The 18,874-nt window shown below is 35.6% G+C and carries 20 protein-coding genes and 5 tRNA genes; 5 read left to right on the forward strand and 20 right to left on the reverse strand.

Annotation, left to right across the window (positions count from 1 at the left end):
- Nucleotides 1-66: 66 nt before the first annotated feature.
- From nusG to IEW94_RS09985, 18 genes are all read right to left on the reverse strand, one after another.
- Nucleotides 67-621, reverse strand: coding sequence for a transcription termination/antitermination protein NusG (nusG, locus tag IEW94_RS09900; RefSeq protein WP_188652512.1), 555 nt, complete (start codon nt 619-621; stop codon nt 67-69).
- Between the two features lie 18 nt (nt 622-639).
- Nucleotides 640-834 (reverse strand): preprotein translocase subunit SecE, encoded by a 195-nt coding sequence (gene secE, locus IEW94_RS09905; protein WP_188652514.1) that lies wholly within the window; start codon nt 832-834, stop codon nt 640-642.
- A gap of 114 nt (nt 835-948) precedes the next feature.
- A tRNA-Trp gene (locus tag IEW94_RS09910) sits at nt 949-1,021 on the reverse strand.
- A gap of 62 nt (nt 1,022-1,083) precedes the next feature.
- Nucleotides 1,084-2,271, reverse strand: coding sequence for an elongation factor Tu (gene tuf / locus IEW94_RS09915; protein WP_188652516.1), 1,188 nt, complete (start codon nt 2,269-2,271; stop codon nt 1,084-1,086).
- A 61-nt stretch (nt 2,272-2,332) separates the two neighbouring features.
- Nucleotides 2,333-2,404 (reverse strand) — tRNA-Thr (locus tag IEW94_RS09920).
- 118 nt (nt 2,405-2,522) lie between these two features.
- Nucleotides 2,523-2,595, reverse strand: a tRNA-Gly gene (locus IEW94_RS09925).
- A 31-nt stretch (nt 2,596-2,626) separates the two neighbouring features.
- Nucleotides 2,627-2,708 (reverse strand) — tRNA-Tyr (locus tag IEW94_RS09930).
- Between the two features lie 34 nt (nt 2,709-2,742).
- Nucleotides 2,743-2,816, reverse strand: a tRNA-Thr gene (locus tag IEW94_RS09935).
- A 112-nt stretch (nt 2,817-2,928) separates the two neighbouring features.
- Complete coding sequence (gene hpf, locus IEW94_RS09940; protein WP_188652518.1) at nt 2,929-3,231, reverse strand: ribosome hibernation-promoting factor, HPF/YfiA family; 303 nt, start codon at nt 3,229-3,231, stop codon at nt 2,929-2,931.
- 36 nt (nt 3,232-3,267) lie between these two features.
- Entirely contained in the window at nt 3,268-4,158 is an 891-nt protein-coding gene (locus IEW94_RS09945) for a tyrosine-type recombinase/integrase (RefSeq protein ID WP_188652520.1), read from the reverse strand.
- Between the two features lie 112 nt (nt 4,159-4,270).
- Nucleotides 4,271-4,465: a 30S ribosomal protein S21 gene (gene rpsU, locus IEW94_RS09950; protein WP_188652522.1), complete on the reverse strand. Its 195-nt coding sequence runs from the start codon at nt 4,463-4,465 to the stop codon at nt 4,271-4,273.
- A gap of 95 nt (nt 4,466-4,560) precedes the next feature.
- Nucleotides 4,561-5,727 (reverse strand): acyl-CoA dehydrogenase family protein, encoded by a 1,167-nt coding sequence (locus IEW94_RS09955; protein WP_188652524.1) that lies wholly within the window; start codon nt 5,725-5,727, stop codon nt 4,561-4,563.
- A 13-nt stretch (nt 5,728-5,740) separates the two neighbouring features.
- On the reverse strand, nt 5,741-6,613 hold the full coding sequence (locus IEW94_RS09960; protein ID WP_229669501.1) for a ComEA family DNA-binding protein: 873 nt from the start codon (nt 6,611-6,613) through the stop codon (nt 5,741-5,743).
- Nucleotides 6,614-6,757: 144 nt separating this feature from the next.
- The gene (locus tag IEW94_RS09965; RefSeq protein ID WP_188652526.1) at nt 6,758-8,428 is read right to left on the reverse strand and encodes a sodium-dependent transporter; all 1,671 of its coding nucleotides are present in this window, start codon (nt 8,426-8,428) and stop codon (nt 6,758-6,760) included.
- A 150-nt stretch (nt 8,429-8,578) separates the two neighbouring features.
- Nucleotides 8,579-10,240, reverse strand: a complete 1,662-nt coding sequence (locus IEW94_RS09970; RefSeq protein WP_188653074.1) for an alanine/glycine:cation symporter family protein — start codon at nt 10,238-10,240, stop codon at nt 8,579-8,581.
- A gap of 130 nt (nt 10,241-10,370) precedes the next feature.
- Nucleotides 10,371-11,390 (reverse strand): potassium channel family protein, encoded by a 1,020-nt coding sequence (locus IEW94_RS09975; RefSeq protein WP_188652528.1) that lies wholly within the window; start codon nt 11,388-11,390, stop codon nt 10,371-10,373.
- Nucleotides 11,387-11,614 carry a PspC domain-containing protein gene (locus tag IEW94_RS09980; protein WP_188652530.1) on the reverse strand — a complete coding sequence of 76 codons (228 nt, stop codon included), beginning with the start codon at nt 11,612-11,614 and terminating at the stop codon, nt 11,387-11,389. Before IEW94_RS09980 ends, IEW94_RS09975 begins: the two co-directional genes overlap by 4 nt.
- Nucleotides 11,615-11,622: 8 nt before the next feature.
- On the reverse strand, nt 11,623-12,900 hold the full coding sequence (locus IEW94_RS09985) for a DUF2851 family protein (protein ID WP_188652532.1): 1,278 nt from the start codon (nt 12,898-12,900) through the stop codon (nt 11,623-11,625).
- A 92-nt stretch (nt 12,901-12,992) separates the two neighbouring features.
- Here IEW94_RS09985 and hemG point away from each other — a divergent pair, with 92 nt between their 5' ends.
- The 4 genes from hemG (at nt 12,993) to IEW94_RS10005 (ending at nt 15,507) form a co-directional block, all read left to right on the forward strand.
- A complete protein-coding gene (hemG, locus tag IEW94_RS09990; protein ID WP_188652534.1) occupies nt 12,993-13,520 on the forward strand; it encodes a menaquinone-dependent protoporphyrinogen IX dehydrogenase in 528 nt (175 codons plus the stop codon).
- A gap of 5 nt (nt 13,521-13,525) precedes the next feature.
- Nucleotides 13,526-13,921, forward strand: a complete 396-nt coding sequence (locus IEW94_RS09995) for a DUF2721 domain-containing protein (RefSeq protein WP_188652536.1) — start codon at nt 13,526-13,528, stop codon at nt 13,919-13,921.
- A 166-nt stretch (nt 13,922-14,087) separates the two neighbouring features.
- Complete coding sequence (locus IEW94_RS10000) at nt 14,088-14,981, forward strand: hypothetical protein (RefSeq protein WP_188652538.1); 894 nt, start codon at nt 14,088-14,090, stop codon at nt 14,979-14,981.
- Between the two features lie 43 nt (nt 14,982-15,024).
- Complete coding sequence (locus tag IEW94_RS10005; RefSeq protein WP_188652541.1) at nt 15,025-15,507, forward strand: CIA30 family protein; 483 nt, start codon at nt 15,025-15,027, stop codon at nt 15,505-15,507.
- A gap of 38 nt (nt 15,508-15,545) precedes the next feature.
- Here the strand turns inward: IEW94_RS10005 and IEW94_RS10010 are convergent, their stop codons facing one another.
- Entirely contained in the window at nt 15,546-16,781 is a 1,236-nt protein-coding gene (locus tag IEW94_RS10010) for an ABC transporter permease (protein ID WP_188652543.1), read from the reverse strand.
- Nucleotides 16,782-16,787: 6 nt separating this feature from the next.
- Here IEW94_RS10010 and IEW94_RS10015 point away from each other — a divergent pair, with 6 nt between their 5' ends.
- Nucleotides 16,788-17,999, forward strand: a complete 1,212-nt coding sequence (locus IEW94_RS10015; protein ID WP_308423693.1) for an exo-beta-N-acetylmuramidase NamZ family protein — start codon at nt 16,788-16,790, stop codon at nt 17,997-17,999.
- Nucleotide 18,000: 1 nt separating this feature from the next.
- Here IEW94_RS10015 and IEW94_RS10020 read toward each other — a convergent pair whose 3' ends face one another.
- Nucleotides 18,001-18,849, reverse strand: coding sequence for a sterol desaturase family protein (locus tag IEW94_RS10020; RefSeq protein WP_188652544.1), 849 nt, complete (start codon nt 18,847-18,849; stop codon nt 18,001-18,003).
- Nucleotides 18,850-18,874: the final 25 nt, after the last annotated feature.

Below are 18,874 nucleotides of genomic sequence, written 5' to 3' on the forward strand. Positions count from 1 at the left end.
TTAGTTTGATACGCTTCTTAAAAATTGAAGCTGAAGAGCGTATCCATATATTTAGTGTAACAATTATTATACTTTTTCAACTTGCATATAGCTCAATTCCAATGGTGTTTTTCTTCCAAAAATCTTAACCATTACTTCAAGCTTACGCTTTTCTTCATTTATCTTTTCAATCGTTCCGTCAAATCCATTAAACGGACCATCAATAACTTTAACAGTTTCGCCTTTGGTAAACGGAATGGCCACATTGGCATCTGCATCAACAGTCAATTCATCAACTTTACCTAACATTCTGTTGACTTCCGATTGTCTTAATGGCACAGGGTCACCGCCTTTTGTTTCACCTAAAAATCCAATAACGTTTGTTACTGAACGGATGATATGAGGCACTTCGCCTGTTAAGTTTGCTTGAATCATAATATAACCAGGAAAATAAACTTTCTCTTTGTTTATTTTCTTGCCATTACGGATTTGGATGACTTTTTCAGTTGGAACCAATACTTGATCAACATAATCTTGCAGGCCCAAACGAGCTATTTCATTCTCGATATAGGTCTTGATTTTGTTTTCTTGACCGCTTACCGCTCTAACAACATACCATTTTTTTCCACCAGCTTCAGACATAGAATCTTCTTTTACTTATTAATTAATCAATTGAAAGTAAAACCCTATCACTTTACTGAATACGGTATCAACGCCCCAAATTGCCAAAGAAAACAAAATTGAAAATACGGCTACCAAAACCGTTAGATTTTGAGCTTCTGCCCAAGGTGTCCAACTTACATTGTTTTTAAGCTCGCCAAATGATTCCTTTATATAATTTACAATTCCAGCCATTTATATTTTCTTTAATTTAACGGATTTGAATTTTATTTTGCATAAAATTTCAGTCTCCGCATTTTCTCTTTTGAATGAACAAAGTCTATTTCAAAAGCTATTAATTTTTCCAAGCACGGGTTGAGAGACTCGAACTCCCGACACCTGGTTTTGGAGACCAGTGCTCTACCAACTGAGCTAAACCCGTAAATATAAGTCAAGGCATTCCATAAAAACGGAATACCTTAACTTAATATTTATTTTACTGTATTAGTCTAAAATCTCAGTTACCTGACCAGCACCAACTGTTCTACCACCTTCACGGATAGCGAAACGTAAACCTACGTTTAATGCAATTGGTTGAATAAGCTCAACAGTAATAGTTAAGTTGTCTCCTGGCATAACCATTTCAACTCCTGATGGTAATGCTATATTACCAGTTACGTCAGTTGTACGAACGTAGAACTGTGGACGATAGTTGTTGTGGAATGGCGTGTGACGACCACCTTCTTCTTTTTTCAAGATATAAACCTCAGCTTTAAATTTAGCATGTGGTTTAACAGAACCTGGTTTACAGATAACCATACCTCTAGAGATTTGTGTTTTCTCAATACCTCTTAATAAGATACCAACGTTATCACCAGCTTCACCTCTATCTAATATTTTACGGAACATTTCAACACCAGTAATAGTAGATGTTAATTTTTCAGCCCCCATACCAATGATTTCTACTGGATCACCTGTGTTAGCAACACCAGTTTCAATACGTCCTGTTGCAACAGTACCACGACCAGTAATAGAGAATACGTCTTCAACTGGCATTAAGAATGGTTTTTCAACATCACGTTCTGGTAATTCAATCCAGTTATCAACAGCATCCATTAATTCCATTACGGTATTAACCCATTTTTCTTCACCGTTAAGTGCACCTAAAGCAGATCCTTGAATAACAGGTCCATTATCTCCATCATACTCATAGAAGTTCAATAGGTCTCTAACTTCCATATCAACAAGCTCTAAAAGCTCTTCATCATCCACCATGTCAACTTTGTTCAAGAAAACAACGATACGTGGAATACCTACTTGACGCCCTAAAAGGATGTGCTCACGAGTTTGTGGCATTGGACCATCAGTTGCAGCAACAACCAAAATAGCACCGTCCATTTGAGCAGCACCAGTTACCATGTTTTTTACGTAATCCGCGTGACCTGGACAGTCAACGTGTGCGTAGTGACGATTTGCAGTTGAATATTCTACGTGTGATGTATTAATAGTAATACCTCTTTCTTTTTCTTCTGGAGCATTATCGATTGAATCGAAACTTCTCAATTCAGACAATCCTGCTTTAGCTAAAACAGTTGTAATAGCAGCAGTTAAAGTTGTTTTACCGTGATCTACGTGTCCAATTGTACCAATATTTAAGTGTGGTTTTGAACGATCAAAATTTGCCTTTGCCATGTTTAAATTTATTTAATCTTAGTTATATAATATATTAGTGTCTACGTTTTAACTTTGATAGAGCCAATGACGGGAATTGAACCCGTGACCTCTTCCTTACCAAGGAAACGCTCTACCCCTGAGCTACACCGGCGGTTTTAATTGCAGGTTTCAAGTTTAAAGTTTCAAGTTTAAACTAAAACTCAAAAGTTTTTATATCCTCTCACCAAAACAATTTTGATATGAGATTCCTGCCTTCGCAGGAATTTTAGAGCGGGAGACCGGGTTCGAACCGGCGACATTCAGCTTGGAAGGCTGACGCTCTACCAACTGAGCTACTCCCGCAATTATTTTTTTAATCCATGTCTTTAAAAAGTGGGGAGAGCAGGATTCGAACCTGCGAAGACATAGTCAACAGATTTACAGTCTGTCCTCGTTGGCCGCTTGAGTATCTCCCCATTTAAAAAACTTTCACTCTTTTTAAAGAACTTGAGCCGATAGAGGGACTCGAACCCACGACCTGCTGATTACAAATCAGCTGCTCTAGCCAGCTGAGCTACATCGGCTTTTTTAGTCTTTTTTAAGCTAAATTTTTAGCATAAAAAAGCCCGCTATTTCTAACGGACTGCAAATGTATAGATTTATTTTTTTATTCAAAACATTTTTCAATAAATTTTATTACAAATTTGCTCTTAATTTTTCTTTTCGCTTTTTTAATTGTCTTTCTAATGAAGATACCGCCATATCTGTCCCTTCTTCAAAGGATTTACATTGTTTTTTAACAACCAGACTGTCACCTGGCACACTGACTCGTGCTTCAAAAATTTTATTTTCTTTGTCACTGGTGTTTTCCACTTTCAAATAAACATCAGATTGAATGATTTTATCATAAAACAAATCCAACTTATCCATACGTTTTTGAATAAAATCTATCAGTTTTTTATCTGCATTAAAATTGACTGATTGCGTGTTAACTTTCATACTCTTGTTATTTGGTTAGACAATAATTATTTTTTGCTATTTTTTACTTCTAGGATGCGCATTTAAATGCACTTTTTTTAATTCTGCAATACTATTATGGGTATAAACCTGGGTTGCAGCTAAACTTGAATGTCCTAAAAGTTCTTTAACAGCATTTAAATCAGCACCTTGATTAAGCAAATGTGTTGCGAAAGAATGCCTTAATATATGTGGGCTTCTTTTTACCTTTGAAGATGCAATACTAAAATAATCATTTATTATTCTGTACACAAGTGTTTCATATATTTTAACTCCTTTTTGTGTCAAAAATAATCTATCAATATCTTCAATGTAAGTCAACTCATTTCGCATTTTTAAATACTTGACCAATGTTTCCAGTACTGGTTTTATTAACGGAACAATCCGCTCTTTATTTCTCTTACCAAGTACCTTTAACGTTTTATTATCAAAATTGATACTATCAAGTTTTAACTCTACCAACTCGATGCGCCTAATGCCTGTTGAATAAAACAGCTCAATGATCAATTTGTTACGGATGCCTTCAAAATCATCATCATAATGCAGTTCATCCAACACCATGGATATCTCTGATTCTGAAAAGGGAACCTGGATTTTCTTGCTGGTTTTTAAAGCCCGGTGCTTTGCCAATGGATTTGATTGTACATCACCTATTTTTAACAGAAACTTAAAATAGGTGTTTAAAGCTGACACTTTTCTGTTGATGCTTCTGTTGGAAATGTTCTTTTCAACCATGGAGACAATCCAGTTCCGTATCTGTGGATAATTCACATCATTTATGGAATCTCGATCATACTCTTCACGAATAAACGCATTAAAAGTTTCCAAATCATTTTGATAGGCTTTTACCGTAAGTTTGGAATAATTTTTTTCCAGTAACAAGTAATCTGTAAATGATTTTAATGACATGGTTCTTTTTTGTGATGTATAAAGCTAAATGTACAAAGTTTTTAATTGTATTTAAGTTATGGGCAAAAAAAATCCCGCCTAAAGCGGGATTTAAATGTTATGTAATGACAGATTATATGTCTTCTGCATCTCTCAATCCTTGAATGTATTGTGCTTTTTGAATTTGCGCTCTACGCTCTACAGATGGCTTAGTGAATTGCTTACGATTTTGCAGTTGACGTTTTATGCCAGTTTTATCAAACTTTCTTTTAAAACGCTTTAGCGCTCTATCTATATTTTCTCCTTCTTTAATAGGTATTATTAACATAGTGTCTTAACCTCCTCTCTTTTAGAATTTCAGGCTGCAAATATAAATACATTTCCTGAATTATAATTTCAAATTTTAAAAATATTTTAAAAAAATTACGCTTTTGGCTTATATTCCTTTTTGTCAATAATAATCCTTGCCAATATTTCACGCAAAATTTCTGATGTTCCACCACCAATTGGCCCCAACCTGCTGTCTCTTAAAAGACGCGCCATTGGGTAATCTTCCATATAGCCATAACCACCCATAAACTGAAGGCATTGGTATATAACATCATCAGCCATTTTGGTCGATTTTAATTTAGACATACTGGCGTGCTTGACCACATACTCTCCTTTATCCAATCTATAGGCTACGGAATAGTTAAATTCTTTGCACACTTCCATCTCAGTATATAAATCGGCAAGCGTGTGCCTTAAGGCTTGAAACCTATCAATAGTTTTCCCAAAAGCTTCTCGTTGCGACATATATTCCAATACATAATCCAACGCATATTCTGCCCTGGCATGAGCATTAACCCCCATGATAAGGCGCTCCAACGCAAAATGCTGCATAATGTAACCAAAACCTTCATTTTCATTACCCAACAAATTACTTGCCGGTATTTTCACATTATCAAATGCTATTTCTCCCGTGTCTGAAGCTCTCCAACCCAATTTGTTCAGTTTTGATGCGGAAACACCATTGGATTCTCTATCAACAACAAATATGCTAATGCCTTTATTACCCAACTCAGGATTGGTTTTAGCAGCAACCACCAAATAGTCACTGTAAACACCATTGGTTATAAATGTTTTGGAACCGTTGATAATATAGTAATCGCCTTCTTTAACTGCTGTAGTTCGCATACCGGCAACATCACTCCCACCAAATGGTTCCGTAATGCACAAACAGCCTATTTTGTCACCCGTAATACTGGGTACTAAATAACGCTGCTTAATATCTTCGCTCCCTTCTATATTAAGATGTGTCATTGACAAATACACATGTGCCCAAATAGCCGCTGCAAATCCTCCTGAATTTATTTTTTGAAGTTCTTCAAGTAAAATGATTGCGTAAAAGATATCGAGATTCAATCCGCCATAAGCTTCTGGGTAGGAAATACCAAAAAAGCCCATGTCTCCAAATTTCTTCCAAATAAATCTATCAATAGTTCCTGATTTTTCCCATTTTTCAATATGTGGGACAACTTCTTTTTTTAAAAAATCTTGAATACTTTGTCTAAAAAGTTTATGTTCTTCTGTGAAGTACATACTGTTCATATAGCTATTTTTTTTAATCGAGGGACAAATATAATTTAATTATCTCTATTTTATTTACTGGAAAGTCTTTAACTTTTTTTAATTCATCCAAAGATTTATAGCCTTCTCGCAATTGTCTTTCTTCAACAATATTGTGCGCTAGATCATAATCAATATGCTGAATGGTTACCAATTCATCAACCGTGGCGGTATTTAAATTGATTTTTTTAATCTGTCTTGGCGTTTTTACAGTAAACTCATTGGTGATTTTTTCAATCACTTCAGGAGTCAAACCCATAACATCTTGAAGCTGAACATCGGCAATAAAACCTCCAATAAATGAATTACGAAGTTTGATGATTTTCTTTGAATAATATTCACCAATCCCGTTAACTTTTTGAAGTTGCCCTGCGGTAGCCGTATTTAAATCCTGCTTTTGTGCAAATGTTTTTGGCTTATTTTGATAGGTTATGCTTGGCTTTGGATTACTTACCCATTCTGGAAATTTAAAATAGGGCGAGATTTTGTTTAAAAGCAAATCTGATACTTTGGTGACTTCTTGAAATTGTTTGACTGAGTTTATCCAATGACCTTCATTCCTGAAAGCTATCAACCTATCAATCTCCTCATTGCTCATTCCCAACGTGTATCCTTTGTAATCCGTAATATAATTAGGATTAAAAGGGTATATTTTTGGAGCTTGCTTTTCAATTGCAATTTTTCGCAACGAATCCAATTCCTTTTGAAATCCATTCAATGTGTCGTTGTCAACTGAAACCTCTGGTTGGGAACTGTCTGTATAGAAGTATAGGCATTGTAAGCCTACAATGATTAATAATAATAAAAAAATCCCATTCCGTTGGCTTTTAGAAAACTTGAAATAGGATTTGTTAAAATTAAATATCAATGTATTATCTTTCTATATCATCATTGTCTGAGTAAGAATCGGGCTCAGATTTAGGAGGTGTTGTTAATACCCTATAGAAAAAATAGCACATAAAAGAAATAACAATTCCTTGTGCTCCAATTAACATAATTAATGCTTCAGTATTCATATGGTTGCCCTCCCTTCTTTAACTCGTTTGTTATAGGCTAAATATACTAATAAACAGATAAACAAGAACAATGATATCAATAAAATTCTGGCTATGGTAATGTAAAACATTTTATCATCTAAACTTTGAATCACAGCTGGATCGGTAGCATTTGCTATTTGTTCTTTAATCCCGGATTGGGTTATGGTTTTGATGATGGATGTATTTGACAAGCTCCAACCATTGCCGGAAAATAAACTTTTTAAATTACCTGACCAGTCGTTGTTGAGCGGTGAAAACAAAGCCCCCAAAAACACGATTATAAGCATTAAAGGTGTAATGAATTTAATGATGAACTTATAGGCATGTGGCACTTTAATATCTGCTCCATCGGTAATTTCCTTCCATCCTTTTTTCATGCCAAATATCCATGAAAACAAGATAGTTTCCATCATGGCAAATACCACTAAACTGACCGTGCCTGCCCAATAATCATATTCATCAAAAACACCTTGTTGGTAAAAAAAGACGGTTGGCAATCCCATAATTAAGGCCAGCCCCCCAAAAGTCCAGGCGCCTTTATTGCTGTTCCATCCAAATTCATCACGCATAAAGCCCATCCATGGTGTACCCATGGCCAAAGAACTTGTAATCCCAGCAAAAAACAAGAGGCCAAACCACATAAATCCGGCAGCAGCGGACAAAATGGATCCCCATTGTTCAAACAAATATGGCATGGTTTGAAATGCCATACCAAAACTTGCATTATTTAAAACCCAATCCAAGCCTAAATAACCAGCAGCGATTGGAATAACAATGGCACTTCCCAAAACAACCTCAACAAACTCATTCATAAATCCTGCGGAAACGGCATTCAATGCAATATCATCTTTACTTTTTAAATAGGCTGCATAACAATGAATGGTACCCATACCCACGGATAGGGTAAAGAATATCTGTCCGGCGGCGGCCATCCAAACTTTTAGATCCAGCAACGAACTATATTGTGGTGTCCATAAAAAGCTTAAGCCATCCCAAGCATTGGCTTCGGGAAACATACTTGAAGCACCACTTGTACCAAGCGTATAGCCACGTACTGCCAAAATCACACCAAATAAAATCAACAAGGGCATACCTATTTTGGCTACTTTTTCAATACCTTTTAAACCTTTTGATAATATGTAAACATTGATGATTAAACATAAAATATAAAACCAAACAGCTTCATATGGAATACCCGTGGTACTGTGTGAAATATCTATATATGAATTGAAAAACCCGGCAACCTCTCCTTGTGTCATGCCATTAAAAGTACCTCTTATAGAGTGATATACATAAGACATGGTCCAGGATTCTATATAGGTATAATAGGCCACAACAGCAATATTGGTGAAAATTCCAAAAACGCCTATATACTTTAAAACCCTTCCTTTTACCATAGAGTCTAAAATGTAAGGCGTACTATGATTCCCGAATTTACCTCCAAATCTACCCGAGGACCACTCAATAAATAACAATGGGATTCCCATTAATAAAAAACAAACCAAGTATGGAATTATAAAGGCGCCTCCGCCATTTTGTACGGCTTGAACCGGAAATCTCAAAAAATTCCCAAGCCCAACGGCATTTCCTGCCATTGCTAGAATGAGACCAATACGAGAGCCCCAAGATTCATTAGTATTTGACATAGATATTGCTAATTATGTATTGAATTAGAAAAGCGAATATCGACAAAAAAATTAAAAGTTAGTTGATAATTATTTCAATTTGTAAAAAATCCCATTAAGTCAGCTTAAAATTAACTTAATGGAATTTTTTATTTTTTATTAAAACAAATGTTATTGAACCTCTTGCACTGTAGTGTCTTCTTCAGAAACCGTCGCATCCATTTTATCTATTTTAATGGCATTTAAATATTTTTTGAGTTCTTTATTAACCTTTGGCGACAAAATCACCAAACCTATGATATTGGGAAATACCATGGCAAAAATCATGGCATCAGAAAAACCAATCACGGCCTCTAAACTTGAAGAAGCACCAACTATCAAAAAGAACAAAAACAATATCTTATAAACAGTATCAGACACTTTTCCTTTTCCAAATAAATATTTCCAAGCTTGCAAGCCATAATAAGACCATGATATCATGGTTGAAATAGCAAATAAAATAACGGCTACAGCTAAAACTATTGAAAAATGAGGAATAGCAGAATCAAATGCTACTGAAGTCAAATCCACGCCACCAATAGGTTTATTGGTTCCATTTAAGATAACATTGCTGGCTGCATCTAAATTTCCATAAGAAAATAAATCGTGCTTAGCATTGGTAATAATAATTACAATGGCCGTCATGGAGCAAATAATAACGGTGTCCACAAAAGGCCCTAACAAAGCTGTTAATCCTTCACTGGCTGGATAACGCGTCTTTACGGCGGAATGCGCTATGGAAGCAGAACCTACACCTGCTTCATTGGAAAAGGCGGCTCTTTGAAACCCAACAATCAACACGCCAATAACACCACCAAAAGCGGCATTAGGCCGTGTGGCGCCTTCCCAAATTTGTCCTAATGCATAAGGTATCATATCATAGTTAATTCCTAAAATAACCAGACCAGCACCTACGTAAACAATGGCCATGAAAGGCACTACCTTTTCTGTTACCTTGCCAATTCTTCTAATGCCTCCTATGATGACAAGTCCCACTATAAAGGCCAAAACAAGCCCTATATACAAGCCCGCATTTGGATTGGTTAAACTTGCTAAATCTATAAGCTGTGAGGCCGCTTGGTTGGATTGAAACATATTACCGCCACCAAAGGAACCGCCTATACACATCACTGCAAAAAATATGGCCAAAACCCTACCAAAACCTTTCATCCCCATTTCACCTAAACCTGTGGTCAAGTAATACATGGGACCGCCATAGGTCTTTCCATTTTCATCCACTTCTCTATATTTTACACCTAGTGTACATTCCACAAATTTTGAAGCCATTCCTAAAATTCCGGCCATGATCATCCAAATAGTAGCTCCAGGACCACCAATGGCAATAGCTACAGCAACACCCGCAATATTACCCAATCCAACGGTTGCCGATAAGGATGCGGATAACGCTTGAAAATGCGTAACCTCTCCCGGTACTTCGCCTTCAATTTTAATAGCTCCTTGAATTTCTCCATCTTTCACTTCTATCTCTTCATCGGCCGGCACATGATGATCTAAATGATCATATTTACCCATGGCGGTACGGAGACAGATTTTGATATATCTGAAATTGACACCTTTAAAATAGACTGAAAAGAAAAAGGCTCCCGTTAAGAGCAGGATGATTACTATGGGCAAGTCCTTTCCTGCAATTTGAACCGGATAAAATATTAAATCAACAACGGGTTTGGTGTATCTTGCAAAAGACTCGTTAATGGATTCTCCTAAGCTTTTTTCTTGTGCAAATGTTAAAATTGGAAATATTAGAGTACATAGTGAAAGAAGATACTTCTTCATCATAAGAAATTATTTTTTGTTAAAAATTTAAATAGATTACGGCACTTTTTTGAATAAATCGCACCAAAAATGGCAAGATGCTAAAAAAAATTGGTTTTTTAAAACATCTGCTGTTAAAATGAAGTTATAATCAATCAATATTGTACTCTGAATTGAGGTATTCTATTTGTTCTGGTTTACCAAGTACAATGATTTTTGAATTGCGCGCCAACATCAAATCGGCTTCCGGATTGACTATGTATTCACCGTTTTCGTCTTTATATCCAATAACGGTACAACCTGTTTTTCTTCTAAGGTCCAGATCCTTAATGGTTCTTTCTTTTTTGGTGTTGTATAATTTTTCTACGGCTACTTCCTCTATGTTGATATTTGATTTTCCAACAATGGATAAATTATCCAGAAATTCCATTAATCCGGGAACAACCACTAAGGATGCCATGTGGTCGCCTCCAATCATATCAGGTAAAATGACGTTATTGGCACCTGCAAACTTTAATTTTTCATACGACGACTCTTGGGATGCCCGACTAATTATATTAATGTTTTTATTCATTTGCCTGGCAGATAGCACCACAAATAAATTATCGGCATCATTGGGCAAGGCACAGATAAAATTTGAAGCCCTATCCACTCCGGCCAGCAAAAGCGTTTCATCTTCATTGGCATTTCCGATGACATACGGAACCTGGTCAAACTTCAATCGCTCAATAACATTCTTGTCTTTTTCAATAATAACAAATGGTCTCTTGTGAGCAGCTAGCTTTCTTGCAGCTTGTTTGCCATTTCTTCCGTAACCACAAATAATGACATGGTTCTTAAAGCTGTCAATCAATTTTTGCATCTTTTTTTGTTTTAGTTCTTCAATATTGTTTTTGCTTAAAATATACTCGGTAATGACTGATAAGGCATAACCAACAACAACCAAACTGATTAAAATCAAAAATATGGTAAACACTTTTGATTGATTATCAAGCGGGACCACTTCTCCAAAACCAACCGTTGTAATGGTAATGATGGTCATATACAAGGCATCTATCCACGTGTAATGCGAAATAATTTTAAACCCAAGAATGCCAAAGGATATAACAACCAATAACAAAAATATGGCGATATAAATTTTTTTCTTTAAAAAGGCTACCAATGGATTCATAAATCAAAAACCGAAGAGCGTTTAGTGTATAATAAATCCTTAATGCGCATCCAAAAGGCAATAAACAAATATACCGCAAAGCCAAAGCCCACCGTAACAAAGGTTAAGTACATAAATGTTGTGCGTACTACTTTTGCCCGAATGCCCAATCTATCGGCAATACGCTGGCAAACATAATAGCCGCGCTTTTGAAAATATAGTAACGCTTTATAAAAAATGTTCATGCTGCAAATTAATCATTTCCTGTTAATATTTCACTACCAATGGCACATTGTAAGCACTTATTTTTATCACAATAGTTATTTTTTAACTGAAGCAAGGCTTGTGATTGCAAAGCCGATGTTGATACCTTTTTTAAGCTATTAAATTTATCAACAATACTGTTTTTTTCTGAAGCTATTTCCTGCACCAAAGTTACAATGGCATCATCAATATGCTTACCGACATGGTTGGCATAAGCAAATTTGACTGGGATAATGGTGTTGATCAACAATAAATCAATAAACGCTTTGGTAACCATCTTTTTTGAAGGTTTCGAGGCCTTACTGAACGTGTAATGGGTTTCCCAGAAAGCAGACGCCTTAACCGAAAATAAATCATAAAAAGCATCCTTGGATTGCAATGCAATTACATTTGAGAATACATTTTGATTTTGGTGATATAGATTTGCCAACTGTGACAACCTGATGGTTGGGAAATTTGGCGGTCGTAATCTAAAAAACTGAATGGGGACAACACCTTGATTTGATAGCTTGAACTTGTGCGATAAATACTGATATTCTTGCTTTAAATCTAGATAATACGGTTCCTGAACGTCGTCTTCCAGCAATCCTGATTGTCCAAAAAACAAGGCTTCCAAAGCCATTTTATTGTTCTGCAATTTTCTGACTATTGAAAAATCCACTGAATTGGCCATACTTAAAAAGGCATCACCATTTACTTTAAGCCCAAAGTTTTTGGCCAACATTTTAAACAACACCGCTTCCCAATCATTTTTTGAATCTATTAAAAGCCGATTAATCTGTTCTGACTTGCTTTCCAAGCGTTCAAAATACAAGCGTTCCAGCCAATTGTTCAGTGTAAACTCATCTATTCCCGAAAAATCGTGCTCACAATTAATCCATTTTTGCGATTTTGAAAACAGTTTTTCATAGTTGTTTAAAGCTTCCTTAGAAACATAAGGTTTCAATTCCAATGTTGGAATAACCGAATTATCCTTTCTGTAAATATTGGTATCATGCTCCCAAACCACATGTAAAATAACATTGTCATAGTTTTTGTCAGTTTCATGATGGTGCAGATACCAATCCGATGATTTTACATGAATCTCAACATTGCCCGCCCAAAGCTGCTCTCCTATTTTTAATTGGGCATTAAAAAAATCAGGACCGGAATTTTGATTGTACGCACCAACAGACACTACAGAAACCAAATCACCTGCATCTGTTGTTAATTTAGATATATCAAACTTTTTATATTGCCAGATGTAATGTAAAAAATCTTCTTGCATGCTTCTAAAATAAGAAAAGTATGGTTAATTAAGAGGCTCCAAGACTATGAATTTAAAACCGAAATACGTAACTTTAACTTTTTAAACACACCATGCAAAACAAGCTTGTAATCATCTATTCATCGGTAGATGGACAGACCCTTAAAATTTGTAATGCCCTTACAAAACAACTCAAAGAACACAACCAAGATGTCGATCTTTTTTCCATTGATGATTTTCATGGGGGCCTCAATGCTTATAACACCATTGTGATTGGATCCAGCATACGGTACGGTGTTCACAACAAAAAAATCATTGAATTCATCAATGCCAACAAAGACTTACTTGAGTCAAAAAAATCGGTGTTTTTTTCCGTGAACCTGGTAGCCAGAAAACCAGAAAAAAGAACTGCCACCACCAACCCGTATGTGGTTAAGTTTTTTGAGAAAATAGACTGGAAACCCACATATGTTGAAGTGTTTGCCGGCAGGATAGACTACAAGCGCTATTCCTTTTTTGACCGAAAAATGATTCAGCTTATTATGTGGATGACACACGGCCCTACCAACAAAGATGCCGATATTGAATACACCCAATGGGACCGCGTGCATGCCTTTGGCGAAAAACTGTTAACGCTTTAAAGTTTATGGAACAATTAACACTCACCACGCCTGCTCTATTGTTTTCGGCCATTTCATTGATTATGTTGGCCTATACCAATCGGTTTTTAGCGTATGCAGCCGTGATACGGGATTTGCATGACAAGTATCTTCAAAAAAAGGACAAAAATTATATAGACCAAATTAAAAACATCAAAAAGCGGTTATACCTAACACGTTCCATGCAAATTTTTGGAATAACAAGCCTCTTGCTGTGTGTACTCACCATGTTTTTAATCTATATCCAACAGCAGGCATTGGCCGTTTGGGTGTTCGGTGTAGCCCTTGTTTTATTGATTTTGTCACTGGCGTTGTTGATTATGGAAATTCAGATTTCAGTAAAGGCCTTGGAGCACCACATCAGTGATATTGAGAATAATTGACCTTTGTGCATTACACGTATAATAGGTTGATTTTGTAGAAAATTTCAACTATCTTCGTTTACTTGTGCTGAACTTGATTCAGTAACGGCTGGTATAAAATATTAAAACGATTTCATGTCATAATAGTTGGGCTACACACCCAAAAAATCAAAATTAATCGAAAATAATGCTATTAGAAAAAGAGATAAGAGAACGAATAAGTTGTTTTTTCGATTTAATTAATCATCCACAAATTCAAAATCATTATATAAAAAATCCTGAAAACTGGGATGCTCTTTGTGCTTCTCTTCATATAATTAGAGATCTTCAGAGACCAAAAGAAGAGTATCAATCATTGGAATCTATTAATTACTTAGAATCTATTGGTATAATCCAAACAATTTATATGGAGCAAGATTCTATTGAAACTTTAAAATTTGCAATTACTGAACAGAAAAGGAGTAATTATTTTATCTTATCAGAATATAAAAAAATAAGAGATTTAAGAAATCAAGTTTTTGGACATCCATCTGATAAAAATGCAGGAAATTATAAAACTCGCCATTTCTTTGATATAGAAAACAACCAAAGTCAGTTAATTAAACATCTTTTTTGGGGAACAGAAAAAGAAATCGAATCTGAGAACTTTATAATTTCCAATCTGATTGAGGAAAATTCAAAGATAACTATTGCTTATCTGGAAGAATTTAAGAAGGAAATAAAACTGAAATTTGAAAAAATTATGGATAATTATAAAATAAAGTTTGACTCTCTTTTTAAAAGTGCATCTTATACATTTGAAAAACTTTTAACGAAAGAAAATGACAGAATAACTATTGACTCCTACCATTCGGTTGATGACGATATCAAAAAAGTAAAACAAGGATTAAAGGAAAGAAAGATTTTAGAAGAATATGAACAAAAAATCGGAGTTTTAGAATTTTTAAGCAAAAAATTAAAAACTCTTTTAGGCAATCAAACATATAAAGATATTGAATTCTATACTTATGCTTCAATATTAAATGATAAGATTAGAGAACTTACAAAAGAGTTAAAAAAAGTAGACAAAATATTTAAATAATTATGTAGTAAGCCCCAACACTACATATAAAAAAATCGCAACTATGACCTTATTCCAATTTAAATCCACAAGCAACTTATCAAACTGGACCATTATTGGCGATTATGTGATGGGCGGTGTTTCCAACGGTAACTTTTATTTAAGTGAATCTGGAACTGGCGTTTTTAAAGGAGAAGTGTCCTTAGACAACAATGGTGGATTCTCTATGGTAAAATATAGCTTTGCTACTAAACAAGTTGACGATTTTACATCCGTCAGCATTAGGCTAAAAGGCGATGGTAAACGATACCAATTCCGTGTAAAAACCAATGAAAGCGATTCGCACTCTTATGTAGCGTATTTTAACACGTCTGGCGATTGGGAAACCATTGAAATTCCTTTTTCTAATCTATCACCTACATTTAGGGGCAGACCTTTGAATATGGAAAACTACCCTGGACAACACATGGAACAGATTGCCTTTTTAATTGGCAATAAAAAAGCGGAGTCGTTTCAATTGGAAATTGACCGTATTGAGTTGATATAATCTAATGATATTGTGATTTGATGACCAATCACACAAAATCACTCAAACTTAATGGCTTTTACCGGTGATATTTTTGTTATCATATAAGATGGCACCAACAGCATTACCATACACAAAACCAAAGTCCCGATATTTAAGGCCAGAATGTAGGCAAAGTTGATGTAAACAGGCGCTTCGCTAACATAATACACAGTTGGATCTAACGGAAACAACTTAAAATATTTTTGTGCAAATAGCAGCCCCAAGCCAATAATATTTCCCCATAACAATCCCAAAACAATCAAATAGGATGCATTATATAAAAACAACTTACGAATGCTCCAATTGTTGCTTCCCAGAGCTTTTAAAATACCGATCATTTGGGTACGCTCCAAGATTAAAACCAGTAGAGCCGTTATCATGTTAATGCCGGCTACCAAAATCATGATGGCAATAATACCGTAGATGTTTTTGTCAAATATTTTTATCCATTCAAAAATGGAATAATACTTGTCACTAATGGTTTGTGTGTTTAAGGTAGATGGCGTGTTTTGGTAAATTTCAATCCCTTTTTGCTTGAGTTGGCTGTAATCATCTATAAAGACCTCAAAATTACCAATTTGGTCATCGTCCCAATTATTGATTCGTTGTATATGCCTGATATCGCCAATAACATAGGTGGCATCAAAATCCTGAAATCCCGAATTGTAAATCCCCACAATGGTATAAGTAATGATGTTGGGCAATTTATTGGGGTCGTCCTTGGCAAATATCATCTGGAACTTGTCGCCTACCTTAAATTTTAACCGGTTGGCAATGTATTCAGACATTAACACATCTTCATTGCGCTTTTTGGTATAGTCCGGCAATCTACCTTCAACCAAAAAGTCCTTAAAATAATCCCAATCATAATCGGCACCAACACCTTTTAAAACCACACCCTCAAAATCGGTTTCTGTCCTTATAACTCCAAATTTTGTAGCTACAGCTTGAATGTGTTTGATGCCGTCAACCGATTTAAATTCAGGATAAAAATCTTGGTTTTTTGAAATAGGAACCAGACTCTCTTGCGAATTATTGCTATCAAAATTGCTGATAATAACATGGCCATTGAACGCCACTACCTTATCACGGATTTTTTGCTGTAACCCAATACCTGTGGCAATGGCAACCATCATAACCACAATCCCAATAGCAATGGCTGCAATGCCAATTTTTATTATTGGAGCCGAAATACTACTTTTATACGCTTTACTGCCAATAATGCGTTTTGCTATAAAATATTCGTAATTCAAATGTGTATGATGTTATTTAATGTTTTCAAAAATACAGTTTTATTCTTTCTTTTAGGGTTGATTTCCTGTGGAAACTTCGCAAAACAAGATGCAAAAAAGGAAGATGTACCCATACAGAAAGCAGAACCAATAGTTGGAGCCAATCAAACGGATGCCTATCTGCCTCTTTTGCAAGGAAAACGCGTTGGGATTGTAGCCAATGCTACCAGTGTTATTTTTAAATCCCAAGGCTACACCCATTTAGTGGATTCATTATTGGCATTACAAATAAACGTTGTTAAAGTTTTTGCTCCTGAGCATGGTTTTAGATGTACTGCTGATGCTGGAGAACTCATTAAAGACAGTAAGGATACCAAAACCGGACTTTCTATTTTATCGCTTCACGGAAGCAATAAAAAACCAACTGCCGACCAAATGAAAGACCTTGATGTTATGGTTTTTGACATCCAGGATGTTGGTGTACGGTTTTATACCTATATCTCAACACTACATTATGTTATGGAAGCTTGTGCCGAAAATAATGTGCCCTTAATTATTTTAGATAGGCCCAACCCAAACGGTCATTATATTGATGGTCCCGTTTTAGAACCAGCATATAAAAGTTTTGTTGGCATGGATCCCATTCCATTGGTTCACGGCCTGACCATTGGCGAATATGCCCAAATGGCCAATGGTGAAGGTTGGTTACAAAATAATGTTAAATGTGATGTTACCATCATCAAGGTAAAAAACTATACGCACCAAACACGCTACAGCTTACCTATAAAACCATCTCCTAATCTACCCAACGACAAAGCCATTAACCTCTATCCCAGTCTGGATATATTTAGAGGAACCATTATTAATGTTGGTCGCGGAACCGATTTTCAAATGCAGTGCTATGGTGCGCCTTTTTTTCCAAAAAGCGAATTTAGTTACACACCAACATCCAATATGGGAGCCAAACACCCACGGTTTGAAGGCGAGCTTTGCTATGGCGTGGATTTAAGAAACACTCCTTTTTTAAACCAGTTTACACTCAAGTACCTCATAGATGCCTATCAAAAAACACCAGACAAAAACACCTTTTTTGGATCTACATTTGACATACATGCCGGAAATGGCATTCTTAAAAAACAGATTGAAAGTGGCATGAGCGAAAACGACATTAGAAAAACCTGGGAGGAAGACCTAGAAAAATACAAAGTTAAGCGTTTGAACTATATTTTGTATCCATAATTTACTTCTGGTTTTTCTTAACAGGAAGAATGGTTGGCTTTTTATATTTTTGAAACGGTTGTTTTAACAAATTCCCTATTCTGGAATTTTCAACCTCATCAGGAAACACATCCACACCGTACACCAATTGTTCTCTATCCAAATACATGTACGTTCCAAGCAGTCTGTCCCAAACAGAAAAAATATTTCCGTAATTGGAATCGGTATACGGTAGCACATAATGGTGATGTATTTTATGCATATCTGGACTCACCAAAACATAACTCAATAGTTTATCAACTTTTTTTGGCAATTTTATATTGGCATGGTTAAACTGGGTTGACACCAATGATAACGATTGGTATAACATGACAATGCCCATGGGAGCTCCAATAATAAACACTCCAAAAAGCGTAAAAACAAACCTAATGACACTTTCTATGGGGTGATGTCTGTTGGCCGTAGTGGTATCAACATAATGATCGGTATGGTGAACCAAGTGTACCATCCACAAGGGCTTGACCTTATGCTCTACAATGTGTGGCAAGTAAGCACCAAAAAAATCCATTAAAAGTACTCCTAAGAGAATATAAGCCCATAACGACATATTGGGCAACCAATTAAGAATGCCAAACTGATTGTCCATGACCCATTCTGCAGATTTGAACAACATAAATGCCAGTACAAAATTAACGATGATGGTAGTTAGGGTAAAAAACAAATTGGGAATGGCATGGCGCCACTTTTTGTAGCTCAACCTGGATAACGGCACGGCACTTTCCAAAATCCAAAAAAAGGCCAATCCACCAACCAATATTAAAGTTCGGTGTGAAGATGGTATGGTTTCAAAATAGTTTAAAAAATCTTGCATTGTTACACAATTTCTATTTTTAAAT

This window comes from Yeosuana aromativorans (assembly GCF_014646655.1).
GTDB lineage: Bacteria > Bacteroidota > Bacteroidia > Flavobacteriales > Flavobacteriaceae > Yeosuana > Yeosuana aromativorans.